Origin of the sequence: Propionicicella superfundia DSM 22317 (assembly GCF_000423465.1) — a bacterium.
GTDB classification, from domain to species: Bacteria; Actinomycetota; Actinomycetes; order Propionibacteriales; family Propionibacteriaceae; genus Propionicicella; species Propionicicella superfundia.
In genome coordinates this window covers 179,604-196,024 of sequence record NZ_KE384020.1, presented here as the reverse complement: position 1 = coordinate 196,024, position 16,421 = coordinate 179,604, and the positions used below count along the sequence as shown (strand labels likewise).

General features: G+C 71.1%; 14 protein-coding genes. 8 read left to right on the top strand and 6 right to left on the bottom strand.

What is annotated here, in order from left to right; translation table 11 throughout:
• Positions 1-15: 15 nt before the first annotated feature.
• Positions 16-807: an IclR family transcriptional regulator gene (locus G555_RS0106015; RefSeq protein WP_028708178.1), complete on the top strand. Its 792-nt coding sequence runs from the start codon at positions 16-18 to the stop codon at positions 805-807.
• A gap of 219 nt (positions 808-1,026) precedes the next feature.
• Here the strand turns inward: G555_RS0106015 and G555_RS0106010 are convergent, their stop codons facing one another.
• From G555_RS0106010 to G555_RS18275, 3 genes are all read right to left on the bottom strand, one after another.
• A complete protein-coding gene (locus tag G555_RS0106010) occupies positions 1,027-1,407 on the bottom strand; it encodes a DUF3040 domain-containing protein (protein ID WP_028708177.1) in 381 nt (126 codons plus the stop codon).
• A 228-nt stretch (positions 1,408-1,635) separates the two neighbouring features.
• Entirely contained in the window at positions 1,636-2,811 is a 1,176-nt protein-coding gene (dinB, locus tag G555_RS18280; RefSeq protein WP_036921496.1) for a DNA polymerase IV, read from the bottom strand.
• A 28-nt stretch (positions 2,812-2,839) separates the two neighbouring features.
• A complete protein-coding gene (locus G555_RS18275; RefSeq protein WP_051208496.1) occupies positions 2,840-3,250 on the bottom strand; it encodes an SAV_6107 family HEPN domain-containing protein in 411 nt (136 codons plus the stop codon).
• Between the two features lie 315 nt (positions 3,251-3,565).
• Here G555_RS18275 and G555_RS0105995 point away from each other — a divergent pair, with 315 nt between their 5' ends.
• Together G555_RS0105995 and G555_RS21145 are read left to right on the top strand one after the other, a co-directional pair.
• Entirely contained in the window at positions 3,566-4,753 is a 1,188-nt protein-coding gene (locus G555_RS0105995) for a chymotrypsin family serine protease (protein ID WP_028708176.1), read from the top strand.
• A gap of 100 nt (positions 4,754-4,853) precedes the next feature.
• Positions 4,854-5,204, top strand: coding sequence for a hypothetical protein (locus tag G555_RS21145; protein WP_028708175.1), 351 nt, complete (start codon positions 4,854-4,856; stop codon positions 5,202-5,204).
• A gap of 333 nt (positions 5,205-5,537) precedes the next feature.
• Here G555_RS21145 and G555_RS0105985 read toward each other — a convergent pair whose 3' ends face one another.
• Complete coding sequence (locus G555_RS0105985) at positions 5,538-6,911, bottom strand: ribulose-bisphosphate carboxylase (RefSeq protein WP_028708174.1); 1,374 nt, start codon at positions 6,909-6,911, stop codon at positions 5,538-5,540.
• A 193-nt stretch (positions 6,912-7,104) separates the two neighbouring features.
• Between G555_RS0105985 and G555_RS22795 the strand changes: the two genes are divergently transcribed.
• A complete protein-coding gene (locus G555_RS22795) occupies positions 7,105-8,427 on the top strand; it encodes an NAD(P)-binding protein (RefSeq protein ID WP_051208495.1) in 1,323 nt (440 codons plus the stop codon).
• A gap of 87 nt (positions 8,428-8,514) precedes the next feature.
• Positions 8,515-10,707 (top strand): HelD family protein, encoded by a 2,193-nt coding sequence (locus tag G555_RS18260; protein WP_036921490.1) that lies wholly within the window; start codon positions 8,515-8,517, stop codon positions 10,705-10,707.
• Here the strand turns inward: G555_RS18260 and metF are convergent.
• Complete coding sequence (gene metF, locus G555_RS0105970) at positions 10,637-11,527, bottom strand: methylenetetrahydrofolate reductase [NAD(P)H] (protein WP_036921487.1); 891 nt, start codon at positions 11,525-11,527, stop codon at positions 10,637-10,639. The two genes, G555_RS18260 and metF, sit on opposite strands and share 71 nt — an antisense overlap.
• 51 nt (positions 11,528-11,578) lie before the next feature.
• On the opposite strand from metF, the gene G555_RS0105965 reads away from it, so the two are divergent.
• Both G555_RS0105965 and G555_RS0105960 read left to right on the top strand, forming a co-directional pair.
• Positions 11,579-12,685: a polyprenyl synthetase family protein gene (locus G555_RS0105965; protein WP_036921484.1), complete on the top strand. Its 1,107-nt coding sequence runs from the start codon at positions 11,579-11,581 to the stop codon at positions 12,683-12,685.
• Between the two features lie 40 nt (positions 12,686-12,725).
• Positions 12,726-13,475 carry a helical backbone metal receptor gene (locus G555_RS0105960; RefSeq protein ID WP_028708171.1) on the top strand — a complete coding sequence of 250 codons (750 nt, stop codon included), beginning with the start codon at positions 12,726-12,728 and terminating at the stop codon, positions 13,473-13,475.
• A 58-nt stretch (positions 13,476-13,533) separates the two neighbouring features.
• On the opposite strand, the gene G555_RS0105955 is transcribed toward G555_RS0105960, so the two are convergent.
• Positions 13,534-14,232 carry a thiamine phosphate synthase gene (locus G555_RS0105955; protein ID WP_028708170.1) on the bottom strand — a complete coding sequence of 233 codons (699 nt, stop codon included), beginning with the start codon at positions 14,230-14,232 and terminating at the stop codon, positions 13,534-13,536.
• 152 nt (positions 14,233-14,384) lie between these two features.
• Here G555_RS0105955 and pknB point away from each other — a divergent pair, with 152 nt between their 5' ends.
• Entirely contained in the window at positions 14,385-16,412 is a 2,028-nt protein-coding gene (gene pknB / locus G555_RS0105950) for a Stk1 family PASTA domain-containing Ser/Thr kinase (RefSeq protein ID WP_245581203.1), read from the top strand.
• Positions 16,413-16,421: the final 9 nt, after the last annotated feature.

Here is a 16,421-nt window from a genome sequence, read left to right as displayed (position 1 = left end):
CAAGGACCAGACGACATGACACTCTCCTCCACGTCCCCAGCGGTCGGACATGCGCTGGACATCCTCACGTTCCTGTCCAAGCGAGTCGGCAGCGTCCCCGCCGCCGTGATCATCCGGGAGCTGGGGCTACCGCGGTCCTCCGCCTACCACATCCTCACGCTTCTCGTCGAGAAGGGATACGCGCTGTACCTCGCAGAGTCGCGGGGCTACGCGCTCGGCCCCGCCGGCTATCGGCTCGCCTCTCCCTACGCCATTCACGAACCCGTCGAGCGCCTGGCCAGGCCGGTGCTGAGGAAGCTGGCCGACCAGCACGCGATCACCGTGCATCTCGGGATCCTGCGGGGTCCGAACACGGTCTACCTGCTGAAAGAGTCGCCCGCCCGCGGCGGCGAGGAGCCGAATCTCGTCACAGCCGTGGGGGTCCTGCTGCCCGCGCATCTCACGGCGAACGGCCGTGCGGTCCTGTCCCACATGGTTCCCAGCCAGGTGGCGGCGTTGTACCCGCGCGCCAGCGACTTCGTCTCGCGGACCGGCCGCGGGCCGCGTTCCCAGGCAGAGCTGGCCCGTGAGCTCAAGATCGAACGGGACCAGGGCTACAGCGAGGAGACCGAACTCATCGAGAAGGGCCTCCGATCGGCGGGAGTCGCCATCTTCGATCTTCACAACCAGCCGATCGCGGCGCTGTCAGCAACGTGGCGACTGCGGATCATGGCCCGCGACCACCTCGAGGTGGTGCGCTTCCTGCGCGAAGGCGCGGACAAGATCACCGCCCGCCTTCGCGGGGATGCGGTCCCCCCGTCGACATGACCCCCGGGGACCGGCCGACCGGGATCGTCGACCGGGATCGTCGACCGGTCGCGCCTGCGGGCGTTCCGAGGAGCCTCCCGCGCCGGCGTCCGCCTGGGCGCGCGACTACCCCTGCAGCCCGAGGTCGGGACGGCCGGGGTCACCGGCCGTGGAGGCCTGTTCGGAATCGGGCGTTCGCTCCTGGCGTCAGGCGTCGACGACGCCAGGGCAACGAGGTGGCTAGCGGTCGGTGCCGTCCTCGCGCATGCGGCGGCGCCACCGCTCCTCCAGTCTGTCCATGAATTGTTTGCCGGACTCGTCCGGGCGCGCGGAGGTGGGCTGCGCGGGCTCGTCGCTCACATGGCGCCACGCGGACACGGCGAGAATCGTCGCGGCGAGCATCACGAGGAAGCCGACGACGCTGACCACCGGGTGGACCTGCATGCCGACGACGAGCGCGGCGATTCCCACGACGAAACCGACGCCCGCGATGGTCGCCTGGCGGCGGTGCAACGTCCGCCGCGACGTTCCGCGAAGGGTGTTGGCGAGTCGCGGATCCTCCGCCGCAAGGGCGGCCTCCATCTGATCGAGCAGCCTTTGCTCTTCCTGCGAGAGGGCCATGTCCGCCTCCATCTGAACGCACCACAGGTGGTGTGAGACCAAGTGTAGGCATCATGCGGGACCGAGGAAACAGCCGCAAGCCACTGTTCGGCCGATGTGGACGACATCGTCTCGATCCGTGGGGGCGCGGCGATCGGGAGGCGGCCCGTCGTCGGCGCGGGCCGGCGGCGGACGATACACCGCAACCTCCTGCGAAGGGGTGCGGAAAAGCGGGCTGCGACCGGCCCGTCAGCGTGTGTGCGGCGTTCGCGCCAGCCGGGCGAGCCCGACGGCGCGCGGACCGAACTTCGCGACGGCGGCATCCGCCGCCTGTTCGGCCTCCTGCCAGCCCGCGTCGGGGTCGTCGAGCCGCGGCTGCTGACAGACGTGTCGGCGTTCCATCAGTCCCTCGACGCGGATCCCGACGCGACGAATGCGGGACTGCCGAAGTCTGAGCCTCTGGTACAGGCCGAGCGCGCACCGGTAGATGTCCCCTGTCACGTCCGTCGGAGCGGACAGGGTGGCCGACCGGGTGATCGTCGTGAAGTCGGCGAACCGCAGGCCGAGGACGACGGTATGTGCGAGCAGGCCCGCCTTCCGCAGTCGGCGCGCGGTCCGGCTGGTGACCCGCAGCAGTTCGGCCTCGACGACCCGCGGATCGGCGGTGTCCCGCGCGAACGTCTCCTGGTTCCCGATGCTGCGTTCGGTCGTCGCGCCGATGACCCGACGCCGGTCGCGCCCCCAGGCGAGATCGGCGAGCATCCGGCCCTGCGCGGCGCCGAAGGACCGCTGCAGCACGGGGATCGGGACACGGGCGAGTTCGCCGACGGTCGCGATGCCCAGCCTGTGTAGGCGTGCGGCGGTGCTGTCCCCCACGCCCCACATGGTCTCCACGGGCAGCCCGTGAAGGAATCCGGCGACGCCGGCCGCCGGGACGTGCAGCAACCCGTCGGGTTTGGCCTGGCTCGAGGCCATCTTCGCCACGAACTTCGTCGGGCCGATCCCCACCGAACAGGTGATCTGCTGCTCGTCGGCGACGGCGGCCCTGACCCGCTCCCCGATCTCGACGGGGCCGCCGAACATCCGGATCGAACCGGTGATGTCGAGGTACGCCTCGTCGATGGACGCGGCCTCGACGACGGGACTGATGCTGCGGAACACCTCGAACACCCCGGCCGAGACGGCCCGGTAGGCGTCGCCGTCGGGAGGGACGGCCACGACGTGCGGGCACAGCCGCCGGGCGTGTGCGCTCGGCATGCCCGAGGCGATCCCGAAGGCGCGTGCCTCGTAGTTCGCCGAGAGCACGACGCCGCGACCCGAGCCTCCGACGAACATCGGTCTTCCTCGCAGTTCGGGGCGGGCCCGCGCCTCGACCGCCGCGTAGAAGGCGTCCATGTCGACGTGCATCACGATGCGCGTCGTCATCGGCCCGCGTCCTGCACCGCGGCGGGGATCATGCCGTCCCCCGTGCCGACCCGGACCGGTGGCGCGCGATCCAGCGGGCAGCGTCTTCGCAGAATCGGTTCGCATCGCGGACGAGGTCGTCGGCCTCGCGGGACGTGACGGTTGCGGCCGCGCCCGGCCGCAACCGTTGCCCACAGGCCGCGAAGAAGCCGGCCCACTCGCCGAACTCGGGCACCGCTGCGGCGAGCGCCCGCCAGGGGTCCGTGGCCGGGCGACCTCGCGGCGGCCGGACGGCCAGCACGGCTGCCGCGACGAACCGGGCCGCGGTGAGCCCCGCCGCGAACCGGGCCGGCGCGGCAGCGACGAGTTCGGCGTGGGCGAGCGTGCCGCGAGCCTGCTGCAGCCCGGCACTCCCCGCACCCGCATCGCGGGCAGGCTCGCCGATGTCGTGCCTGCCCATGCGGCCCCCTTTTCATCGAACGTGTGTTCGAATCAATTATCGCCGGGCGGGGCGCGGCGTCAAGCGGCCGGCGCGGGCCTGCCGTGTGCGGGGGCCGATGGACACCTACGCTGGGCAGGAGGCTCTCCTGGAAGAAGAAGACATGACGGCTCCCGGCGGCGACTGGTCGCGGCCGGCGTCGCCGGTGCCGGCCTCGGACTCGGCGCCCTCTGGTCCGGAGACGCCACAGGAAGGACTAAGACCGTTGTTTCGTTGACATCCGAGCGCCCTGGTCCGTAGCCTCCGGCACCAGAACCCGACAGCGCGGAGTCAACGATGAAGGCCCGCCACCGACGAACCGTCTCAAGCATCTTCCTGTCCGGAGTCCTCCTGCTGGGTCCGGCCGCGGCCACGGCGGGAGCGACGCCGAGCAGTCCGCGATCTGGCAACAGGACCACCGCGCAGGCACTTGGCGACGACATCGCCGCATATGCCGAAGCCAACGGACGGACACCGGCGGATGTCGCCGAGTACACGCGCGGCCAGGAGGACTTCAACGTGGCGGCGGAGGAGGTCAGGCGCGCCGACCCACGCGCCTACGTCACGGCCGTCTGGGACGGCCCCGATTCCGGCCGGACGGCGATCTACGTGACCCATGCCAGCAGGAAGGCCGCCGCGAAGCACCGCTTCCGAGTCGTCGTGACGGATGCGATGAGCGAGACCGAGCGCGATGCGCTGGCCGACAGGCTCATCGCCAAGGCCGTGTCCGTCATCCCGGGCGTGACCACTGCGGGCGCCGAGATCGACCCGCTGACCGAGAGGCTGACGCTCACCTACAGCCAGTCCGAGACGGCCGCCCGGAGCAGGGCGACGAGCGTCTCTGCGGCGGACGTGACGTCGGCGCTGCGCGGCGTCACAGGAGCCGAGAACCTGAAGGGCATCGCGGTGAGCAGCATAGACGAGCAGGCCACTCAGGAATATGGCTCTGGTGGCAACGGGGGCGGCGGCGCATGTACCGCCGGTTTCACCGCGAAGCGAGGAAGCAGCCCCGCGATCACCAACACGTCACACTACGGCTTTCCGAGCCTCTACGACGGTGCCCGGCTTTCCAGCCGTCGGCAGACCTCCGCGGCCGGAGGGGACGTATCCTCGTTTCTCACCTCAGGGGGGACGCTCACCAACTCGATGCGCTACGACTGGGGCAAATGCCGCAAGATCAAGCACTCGTGGGATCCCACGGTGGGCAACGTCGTCTGTCACTTCGGGATAGCCAGCGGACAGTCGTGCGCCAAGGCAACGGCCACGGGTTACAAGCAGTGGTTCAGCGACAGGGGGACGGCCGGGCAGTTGGTCACCGTCGACAAGAACATCTCCAAGAGCGGCGACTCGGGAGGCCCCTGGTTCTGGAGCGATCGCGCGCACGGCATCCATATGGGCACGTGCAGCCGGTGGTCTATCGTCGTGTCGTGCTTCACTCGGATCGGAGCGCTGGACGGTATCGGCACAAAGGTCTATACCGGATGAAGCGGATTCGCCAGAGCAGACCATGGACAAGGGTCGCGCCGGCTCTTGCAATCGTGGGCATGCTGTGCGCCTGCGGCCCGGCGCCCGCGAACCCCCGTCGATGGACGGTCCCGCCGTGGCGCTGAGCACGTTCAGCAATCTCGGTGCTTGGTCTCAGGTGAACTTCAACGTCGTCCTGTCGCTGGACGCCAACCGGTGTGTGGTGGCGACCTTCCAGGACTCCGGTGAGTTCTCCACGGCGGGAGAGGCGCTGCCCGCGATATTCCCGCGCGGCTCCACCGCCACCGCGACCACGATCACCCTGCCCGATGGGACATCGGTCACTCTCGGGAACACGATCGGCACAGCCGGCGTCCGATTGTCTCTGGTCGAAGCGAGGTCGCATCATGACGCCGACGTCCCCCGCCAGTGCGAGGCGGAAGGCGACTACTGGCTCATCGCCGAGGCCTGAATCGACGACACCTCACAACGAGTCCAGGATCCCCGTCAACGTCCATGTCAACCCGCGCGCGATGCCGAGCCCGGAGCGACGTTGTCGTTGTCGGCGTCGCGTCACGATGCGCAGACGGAGGCCGGAGCGAAAGAGCTGCAATGGCGTCCGCTGCGGGGCGCAGAACGACCAGTCTGCTCCGCGGTCAGATCGGGACGCCCGAGCGTCGGCGCCATGGCAACCGGATCGCTCCGCGAACACACGCGACGGGGCGGCGATCCACGTGGCCCACCACGACGACGTCCGCCCCGACCAGGACGGGCCGGGACGGACGTCACCGCCCAGGATCCAGGTTCAGCCCAGGAGCTTCGCGCGCCAGCCCGGGAAGATCTGGTCGGCGTCCTTCGGGAACGACTCGAACGCGCGGGCGAACTCGCGATGATCCTTGGCCCACTCGATCGGATCGGCGCCGGCCGCCCAGCAGTCGTGCGCCTGGCGCAGCGACCGGGCTCCGGCCGCCGGGCCGTCGAGGTGGCCGTACGAGCCGCCGCCGGCGGTGTTGATGACGTTGGCATGGCCCAGGTTCGAGAAGAAGCCCGGCAGCCGCAGCGCGTTCATGCCGCCCGACACGATCGGCGTCGTCTGCTTCATGCCGTACCACTTCTGGAAGTAGGCCGGCCCCTGGTACTCCTCGCGCTCGATGATGTAGGCGATGTTGCGGTCGTCCTTGGCGCCCTCCATCTTCCCGTAGCCCATCGTGCCGACATGGATGCCGGAGGCGCCCTGCAGCCGCGACATCTTCGCCAGCACATAGGCCGTGTAGCCGCGCTTCGAACTGGGCGACGTCACCATGCCATGGCCGGCACGGTGGAAGTGCAGGAACTGCCGCGGGAAGTACCGGCGGACGGTGGTCACCATGCCGGGCCCGCCGACGAAGCCGTCCACCAGGAACGCCACCTTGTCCGCATCCGGCCCGAACGCCTGCAGGATGAACTCGCCGCGGGCGATCATCTCGGCGTGGTCGTCGGCGGTGATGTTGGCGCTGAACAGCTTCGCCTCGCCGGTCTCGTCCATGGCGCGCTTCATCGCGTCGTAGACGAGCGGGATCGTCTTCCGCAGCGGCGCGAACACCTGGTTGCCCTGCGGCTCGTCGTTCTTGATGAAGTCGCCGCCGAGCCAGAAGTCGTACGCGGCCTGCGCGAACGGCTCCGGACGCAGACCCAGCTTGGGCTTGATGATCGTGCCGGCGATGTACCCGCCGTCGACGACCGGTCGGCCCAGGATCCGCCACAGCTCGCCGATGTTGACCGCCGGGCCGTCGAACAGCTCGATGGCCCGCCGCGGCACGTAGAAGTCGTACATCTTGGCGTGGTCGATGTCGCCCATGCCCTGGTTGTTCCCGATGGTGAGGGTCAGGAACGAGACCAGCATCATGCGGCCGTCGATGATGTTGCGGTCGAAGAGCTCCAGCGGGTACGCGATGCGCACCTCTTCGGTCGCCTCGTCGATGTGGTAGACGAGCGCGTCCACGCCCTTGGTGAAGTCATCGGTCGTCGAGACCTCCACGTTGGTGCCCGTGGACGACTCGGCGGCAAAGTGGGCGGCGGCCTCGAGGAACCCGGTGCCCGCCTTCGGCTTCAGCTTGTACGCGCACAGGATGTGGTTCCCGCCGCGGATGAGCTCGGCCTCGTCGAGGCTCAGATCGGCGTAACGGTTCGATTGGTCCACGGTGACTCTCCTTCTCAGACCGGTCGCGGTCGGTCGCCCGGCGTGACCCCCCAACAGTAGGTTGTGACGACGCGGTTCGCAGGTGGAGGAGCAAAGGTGCTCGGCGGCGCGTTCCCCCAGCACGACGGCGCGTCCGCGCCGAGCAGGCGGCCCCGTCGCCCGACCCCTCTCGCCCTCCTCTACTCTGAAACGCATGCCTGCGCCGACCGGTCCGATCGTCGTCATCGGCGGTGCGCTGCCGGGGATGGCCGCGGCCGCCCGGCTGGCGGCGCTCGGCCACGAGGTCGTCTTGATCGAGCGCGAACCCGCCCTCGGCGGCCGGTGGCGGACCAGCGGCGACGGCATCGGGCGCACCGACGCGCTCCCGCCCGTACTCACGCTGCCCGCGGCCTGGCGCGACCTGTTCCGCAAGACGGGCCGCACGCTCGACCTCGAGCTCAAGGCCCGCGGCTGGACGCTGGACCCGGCCCCGCCGGCCGTCCACAGCTTCCCCGACGGTAGCGCCCTTGCCCTGCCCACCGACCGGGGCTCCCAGCACACGGCGCTCACCGAGGCGCTCGGACGGGAGCATGCCACCGCCTGGCGCGACCTGCTCGACCGGCTGGACGACGCGTGGCAGGCGCTCCGCCGGCTCGGCCTCGAGGAGCCCTTCGGCGGCCAGCGGGCGATCCCACCGCACAGGCGGGCGCTGCTGTGGGGGACGACCGTCGCCGACCTGGCACGGACCGTGCCCGCGCCGCTGTCGTACCTGGTCGCCGCCACCGCGTGGCGGATCGGCTCCCACCCGCGCCGCACCCCGGCGTTCGTCGCCGCCCGGCTGTCGGTCGAACGCAGCTTCGGTCGCTGGTCCGTGGCCGACGCCGAGGGGCACGGACTGCCCGCCGGGGTGCTCCTCGATGTCCTCGCCGACCGGCTCCGGGCGCGCGGGGTGGAGGCGCGCCCGGCCACGACGGTCCACGGCGGTGGGGTGTCCCACGTCCTCACCGACTCCGAAGCGGTCGGAGCCGGCGCCGTGATCACCACCGTCCATCCCTGGCACGACCCGCCACTGGGCCCGACGCGCCGACTGTTCACCCGACTGCGGCCCGCCATGGCGCCCCGCGTCACGCACCGCCTCGCCGCCGGAGCGGTGACCGGGACGACCGAGGAGATCGACCACACCCCGCACGGACCCGTCGTGACGTACGCGCGGCAGGCCGGCGACGACGTCCTCACGACGGTCCACGACCACACGGCCGCCGCTCCCGATCCGTCCGCGGGCGCACGCTGGGACGGCCCGCACACGTGGTCGCGGATGCCCGGCCTGCGCGGCGCCGCGGGATGGTGGTCGGCCACCGCCGCCGCTCCCGGCGGGAACGACCCCTGGGCACAGCTCCTGACGGGCGCGCTCGCCGCCTACGCGGTGCACGGCGCCCTCACCGGGGAGGACGTCCGGCCGAGCAACGTGGCCTACCGGCCGCGGGTCCGGCGACGGAGCGCGGCCGCGCCGCCCACACCCGGGGACGCGCCTCCGTGAACCGCCCCGCACATCTCACACGGCCCGCCATCCGGGACGTGGAATCGCCCTGACGTAGACTGGATGGTCGGCGTGAGGGAAGGTGTTGTGAGTCAACAGGCTGAAACCGCACTTGAGCGCGAACTCGCGCACGAACAGACCCATGTGGACCGTGTCTACCGGTTCCTCGGGCTGGCCACGGAATCGGCCCGCGAGGTCGCGAGCCATGGGCAGGCCCTGTACCAGTCCGACCGCACCGACTACCTGCGTGACGACGACAGCACCGCGCTGTTCGAACGCGACGCGTTCAGCTTCCAGGCCGCCAAACGTCTCGCGACGCTCGACGCCGAACACGACGGGTTGGTCTTCGGACGACTCGACGACCACGCGGGCGAGACGCGCTACATCGGCCGCATCGGAGTCCGCGACGACGACTACGAACCGCTCGTCATCGACTGGCGGGCACGTGCGGCCGAGCCCTTCTACCGCGCGACCTCGGCCAACCCGATGGACATCGTGCGCCGCCGGGTACTGCGCTGCCGTGGGGACAAGGTGATCGGCATCGAGGACGACCTGCTCGACGCATCCAACGACAACAACCTCGCGATCATCGGCGAGGGCGCCCTGATGGCGTCGCTGCGGCGCGCCCGCGGGCATCGGATGCGGGACATCGTCTCGACCATCCAGGCCGAACAGGACGAGGCGATCCGGGCGCCGCACTCCGGGTTCACCTTCATCTCGGGCGGGCCCGGCACCGGCAAGACCGTCGTCGCGCTGCACCGCGTGGCCTACCTCCTGTACTCGAACCGCGCCCGCTTCGAACGCGGCGGCATCCTCGTCGTCGGACCGAGCCCGGTGTTCATGAACTACATCGACAGGGTCCTGCCGTCCCTCGGCGAGGACTCCGTGACCCTGCGATCGGTCGGTGCGGTCGCGAGCGACGTCGTCGACGTCCGCGCCGTGCGGATCGACGCGCCCGATGCGGCGGCCGTCAAGGGGAGCCTGCGCATGGTCGCCGCGCTGCGCGCGATCGCGACCACCGACCCGACCGAGCCGGAACCCATCAAGGTGACCGTGAAGGGCGAGGTGCTGAGCCTCCCGCCGCAACGGCTCGCGCGGCTGCGCGCCTCGGTGCTGTCGCGCCAGCGCAGCAACCAGGCGTTCCCGGCCGCACGGGACGCGGTGGTCAACGCCCTGTACCAGCAGCTTCCGGCCGAGTACGACCTGTCCCCCGCGGACTTCGCCGATCTCATCGACACCGAGCGGTTCGCTCGGGCCGTGGAGGCATGGTGGCCTGTCCTGGAGCCGCGTGCCGTGCTCGCCCGGCTGAGCGACCGGGCCTACGCCACCCGCGCCCTCGGCGGGATCCTGCCGGCGCCCGAGATCGCGACGCTGCGGGATTCGTACGCCGGGATCACCGACCCCGCCTCGTTCGAATGGTCGGTGGCCGACGCCGCCCTCCTCGACGAGCTCGCCGACATCCTCGGGCCGCTCCCCGCCGAGGAGCCGACGCTGTTCCTCGACCGCCTCGCCGACGAGCACGCCGTCGTGACGACCGCCGACCGGCTCAGCCGTCGGACGGTCGAGACGAGCCTGGACGACGAGCCGTACGAGACCTATGCGCATGTGCTCGTGGACGAGGCACAGGACATCACGCCCATGCAGTGGCGCATGCTGCGGCGACGCGGGGGCCGCGCGAGCTGGACGATCGTGGGGGACGCGGCGCAGAGCTCGTGGCCCGACGCCGCCGAGGCCGCCGCTGCGCTCGACCAGCTCGTGGGAACCGCGCCGCGCCGCGACTTCACGCTGACGACGAACTACCGCTCCCCGGCCGAGGTGTTCGAGCTCGCGGCGCGGGTGGTCCGGGAGTCGTACCCCGAGGTGCACCTGCCGACGGCGATCCGTCACACCGGCGTGTATCCGCGACTGCTGATCTCACCGGCCGGAGAGTGGCGCGACGACATCGCCGCCCATATCGTCGACATCGCCGGCAAGGTCGAGGGCACGGTCGGCGTCATCGCCCCGCCGAGCCGGCTGCACGCCGTCCGACGCCTCGCGGCCGAGCACCTGTCCCAGCTCGGGGCGCGGCTGGTGATCGTGACGCCGCTGGAGGCGAAGGGGCTCGAGTACGACGGCGTCCTGGTGATCTCGCCCGACGATGTCGCCGCCGAATCGCCCGGCGGGGTGCGCGTGCTCTACGTGGCGCTGACCCGGCCCACGCAACTGCTCGTCACCCTCGATATCGGCCGGAAGGGATCCTGGCGACGATCTCTCGAGTTGCCCGCGACCGATTCTGCGTGAAGAAGTGCAGACCGGGCGCCCCGGCGTCCAGCAGCTCGACGCACAGCCGCGTCGCCACCTCGATGCCCACCTCACGCACGGCCTTCGGGTCATCGGCCACCGCTGTCAGCCGGTCGACCAGCGGCACCGGCAGCTCCGCCCCCGACAGGTCGGCGAACCGCGTGATCTGCCGCACGTTCGTGACCGGCATGATGCCCGGCACGATCGGCAGGGTGCAGCCGATGGCCCGGGCTCGCGCGACGAGGTCCACGTACCGCTGCGGCGTGAAGAACAACTGGGTGATCGCGAACTCGGCGCCCGCCTCCTGCTTGGCGAGCAGCAGCCGCGCGTCGAGCGCGGTGTCGAAGTGTTCGGGGTGGGCGTCGGGGAACGCCGCCACCCCGACGCAGAAATCGCCGTGCTCCTTCACGAAGGAGACGAGCTCGGTCGCGTTGGACAGGCCGTCCGGGTGCGTCGTCCAGGGCGACGTGGGGCCGCCGGGCGGATCGCCCCTGATCGCGAGGATGTTCACGATCCCGGCCGCCGCGTACCCGGCGACGGCCGCTTCGAGGTCGGCGCGGGACTGGCTGACGCACGTCAGGTGGCCCATGGCCGTGAAGGGGGTCTCGGCCTGGATCGCCGTGGTGACGGCGAGGGTCCTGTCGCGCGTCGACCCGGACGCGCCGTAGGTGACGGACACGAAGTCGGGCCGGACGGCCGCCAGATCGGTGATGGAAGCCCACAGCGTCTCGGTGCCCGCATCGTCCTTGGGGGGGAAGAACTCGAACGAGCAGGTCGGCGTTCCTGCGCGCAGGACGTCGGCGATCCGGGAAACGGGCATGGGGGCCAGCCTATTCAGCCCGGCGCGGACGCGATCCCCTAGGCTCAAGCCGTGGTCACCTTCCGCGCAGAAGACCCGTTGTCCGCGTCGTTCCGGGCCGCCGTCGCCGCCGCGATCGACGAGTTCCTGACCCTCGCCGGCGACCGTCTCGCCGCCATCGGCCCCGAGCTCGGGGTGCAGACCGGCCTCGCCCGCGAGTTCACGCGGGGCGGGAAGCGGATGCGACCCGCGTTCTGCTGCTGGGGGTACATCGCGACCGCCGGCGTTCCCGACGACCCCGCGCCGCTGGTGCGCGCCGCGGCGAGCCTCGACCTGCTGCACGTCAGCGCACTCGTCCACGACGACCTGATGGACGGCTCCGACACGCGCCGCGGCCTGCCCGCGGCACACCGCCAGTTCGCGTCGCTGCACGGGCATCGCGGCTGGCGCGGACGGCCGGACGCCTTCGGCGCGGCGGCGGCGATCCTGCTCGGAGACCTGCTGCTGGTGTGGTCGGAGGAGATGTTCGCCACCGCCGGACTCCCGACGGAGGCGGCCGCCCGCGCCGGCACGTATCTGAACGCCGTGCGGACCGAGGTCGCCTGCGGGCAGTATCTCGACGTGGTCGCGGCGGCCCAGCCGCTGGCCGATCCGGGACGTCCGTCCGGGTGGGCGATCGAGGAGGCCCACCGCGTCGTGGAGTACAAGACCGCCCGGTATACGGTGCAGCGGCCGTTGCAGATCGGTGCGGCCATCGCCGGTGCGCACGACGCCCTCCAGGCGTCCCTCGCGGCGTACGGCTCGGCATTGGGGCGGGCGTTCCAGTTCCGCGACGACCTGCTCGGCGTGTACGGGGACGAGGTCGTCACCGGCAAGCCCGCCGGGGACGACCTGCGCGAGGGCAAGCTGACCGTCCTCATCGCGCACACGCTCGCCGCCGTGGACGACGTCGAGCGGCGCCGGCTGGACCGGCTCCTGGGCGATCCGTCGCTCACCGACGACCAGATCGACGGCCTGCGCAACCTGATCGCGGACTGCGGCGCGCGGGCCGCCGTCGAGGCGGAGATCTCCCGATCCGCCGATGCGGCCCGCCTGTCCCTCGCCGCGGCGGACCTCACGATCGAGGGCCGGGTCGCGCTGGAGCGCCTCGTCGACCTCGCAACGACCCGCGAGTCCTGACCTCACCCGAGGGCTCTCGGCCCCGAGGCAGGATGGAGCCATGCACGACGATCTCGGGCACGACGTTCCCCTGGCGCAGGCCCCCGCGCGGGTGGTCTCCCTCGTCCCGTCCCTGACCGAGGCGGTCGCGGCAAGCGCACCGGACCTCCTCGTCGGAGCCACGCAGTGGTGCACCCATCCGGCCGGCCTCGCGGTGGCGCGGGTGCGCGGCACCAAGAACCCGGACATCGCGGCGATCCGCGCGCTGCGCCCCGACCTCGTCGTGGCCAATCAGGAGGAGAACCGCCGACTGGACGTCGATCGGCTCCGGGATGCCGGCATTCCCGTGTGGGTCACCCGGATCGACAGTGTGCCCGAGGCGCTGGCCAGTCTCGGCCGGCTGTTCGCCGAGGGGCTGCGCGTCTCGCATCCGGCATGGCTGGATCGCGCGGCGGACGTGTGGCGACCGGCGGCTCCCGCGACCGGGCGCCGTGTCGTGGCTCCGATCTGGCGCGACCCGTGGATGGTCGTCGGCGCGGACACCTACGCGCACGACGTCCTCACCAGGATCGGCCTGATCAATGCGGGGGCCGAGCAGGGCGCCCGCTACCCCCCGATGCCCGTGACGGCCATCGCCGACGCGCGCCCCGACCTCGTCGTCCTGCCCGACGAGCCGTATCCGTTCACCGCGGCCGACGGGCCGGACGCGCTCGCCCCGCTCGTCTGCCGCCTCGTGCCGGGAAGGGCGCTGTCCTGGTACGGGCCCGCCATGGTGGACGCCCGTGAGACGCTCACCCGGCTGCTGGCGTGACCTCGCACGCGCCGGGACGGGAAAGGACGCGCCTCGCGCCCGACCGGCCGTACCCGGCCTACAGGACGCCGAAGATGTAGGCCTGCATGGACTCGTCGGAGTTCCACAGGCGCCGCAGCTTGTCCTTGAACCGTTCGCAGGCCGCCTGCGGATCGGGAGCCTTCACGATCGCGCGGGACACGAGCAACCGCCGTGCACCTGCCTCGAACACCTCGTCGGCGTTGTCGAGGGTGATCCCGCCGAACGCGAACCACGGCTTGCCGGCCACGTCCCCGGGCGGGGCCACCCGCGCCGCGTAACCGACGAGGTCGAGATCCGGCGCCCCGCCGGTGGAGAACACCGGGCCGACGGTGACGTGGCTGATGTCGGGGTCGGCCAGGGCGGCGTCGATCTCGGCAGGTGTCGTCGCCGACCGCCCGATCAGCGCCCATGTGTGGAGCACCCGACGCGCCGCCGCGGCGGACGAGGTGGCGTCCAGCTCCAGCACGTCGGCACCGAACTGCTCGGCGACGTCCAGGGACTCGTCGACGACGACCAGGCCCTGCACGTGATGGAAGGCGACGCTGCGCGCCACCTCGAGAGCCGCCACCATCCGCGACGGGCGCAGACCCGTCTCGGAGATCGCGATCATGTCCGCCCCGCCGGAGAACACACCCTCGAGGAAATCCTCCAGATCATCGCTGCCCTGCCGGCTGTCGGTGGACACGAAGAGCCGGGCCATCCGAAGCCGCGCGTCCAGCCCCATCAGTACGGTCACATGCCCAGGGTAATCGTCACGGTCCGCGGGAACCATGACACGCGTGACGGCGAGCCGCACGGCGGCATTGTCACGATGTGCCTAGACTCCCAGTCAGGGCTGACACGGCCTTCTTCCCCGACCGTGTTGGGAGCGGTGTGACCACGATGAACATGCACGACCACTTGGTCGGGCGGGTACTCGACGGTCGCTACGAGATCGTCCGGCGCCTGGCGCGGGGCGGCATGGCGACCGTCTACCTTGCCACGGACCGCCGCCTGTCGCGCACGGTGGCGATCAAGGTGATGCATGAAGGCCTGGGCGACGACCAGGAGTTCGCCCGCAAGTTCGATCGCGAGGCGCGGGCGGCGGCGCGGCTGTCGCACCCCAACATCGTGTCCGTCTTCGACCAGGGACTGGACGGCGGGCGTCCCTACATCGTCATGGAGTACGTCGAGGGACGAACCCTCCGCACTATCGTCACCACCGAGGCACCGCTCGATCCGCTCCGGGCCCTGGACCTGATCGAGCCCATCGTCGCGGCCGTCGCGTCCGCCCACACCGCGGGCCTGATCCATCGCGACGTCAAGCCCGAGAACGTGCTCATCTCCGACCGCGGCCGCGTGAAGGTCGTGGACTTCGGCCTCGCGAAGGCCATCACGGCACAGACCGCGACGGCGACGCAGGGGCTGCTGCTCGGCACCGTCTCCTACATCGCCCCCGAACTCGTGACCGAGGGTCGGCCGAAGCCGTGCTCCGACGTGTACTCGATCGGCGTGGTCCTGTTCGAGCTGCTCACCGGGACGAAGCCGCACACCGGAGAGAATCCGATCCAGGTCGCCTACAGCCACGTCCACAAGTCCGTGCCCGAGCCGTCCTCGGTGCTCTCGGGCAACTGGCTGACGAGCCGGTCGGCGATCCCGCCCTACGTGGACGCGCTGGTCACGACGGCGACGGCGCGCGAGATGGGCGACCGTCCGGTGGACGCCCGCGTCCTGTTGACGCAGGTCCGAGCGGCCCGCAAGGCGCTGGGGGCGGGCGTCATGAACGATCCTGCGCTGACCGAGCGGATGCGCGCCCGAACCCTCTCCGAGTTCGAGGCGCGCACGGCCGCCTCCCCCGGCTCGGCCACCACCACGCGCATCTCGGCCGTCCCGGCGGCGAACGTGCCCCACCCGGCGTCGCCCGCCGCCACGCCGACGCCGCGGACTCCCCTCAGCGTCACGACACCCGAGCGGTACAGCCCGTCCTCGCCGCCGCCCGCCACCGTGCGGATGGCCACGACGCCGTCTCGTCCCCGCGACAGGCGTGCGGTGTACCGGCGGCGGCGCCTCGGCGCCCTCATCGCCCTGGTGCTGGCCATGTCGCTCGTGACCGGCGTCGGCGCCTGGTGGATGCTGGCCGGTCGCTACACCCAGGCACCGCAACTGGTGAGCATGACGGAGGCCGATGCACGCACCGCCGCCGAGGCCGCGAACGTGCAGGTGACGTTCACCGAGGACTACAGCGAGACCGTCCCCGCCGGGGCCATCATCTCGACCGATCCCCAGAGCGGATCCCAGGTGCTGCGGGACAGCACGGTCACGGCCGTCGTCTCCAAAGGACCCGAGCGCTACACCGTGCCGACCCTGGCCGGGCTCACGAAGGAGGAGGCGGCCACCGCGCTCACCGAGGCGAATCTCGGCCTCGGAAAGGTCACCGAGCAGTACGACGAGAAGGTCGCCAAGGGTGTCGTCGTGCGCGCGTCGCAGAAGGCGGGAGCGCTGCTGAAGAAGGGCGCGACGGTCGACCTCACCGTGTCCAAGGGGCCTCAGCCGATCTCGATCACGGACTACACGGGCAAGCCCGTGGCCACGGCGAAGGCGGCGCTGGAGAAGGCCGGTTTCAAGGTCGTGCTCGGCACGTCGAAGAACTCCAAGACCGTCGCCAAGGACGGCATCGTGTCGCAGACGCCGAGTTCCGGCACGGGCAAGAAGGGCGACACGATCACGCTCGTGCCGAGCCTCGGTCCCGTCATGGTGAGCGTGCCGAACGTCCGCGCGATGGACTCCGGCAAGGCGAAGGTCCTCCTGCAGAACGCCGGCTTCACGGTGAAGATGAACTACCTCATCGCAACGCCGCTGGGACTGGTGGTGTCCACGAACCCCGCCGCGGGGACGAAGGCGGCCGAGGGGTCGACCGTCACCATGAACGTCGCCTGAGCAGGTGAC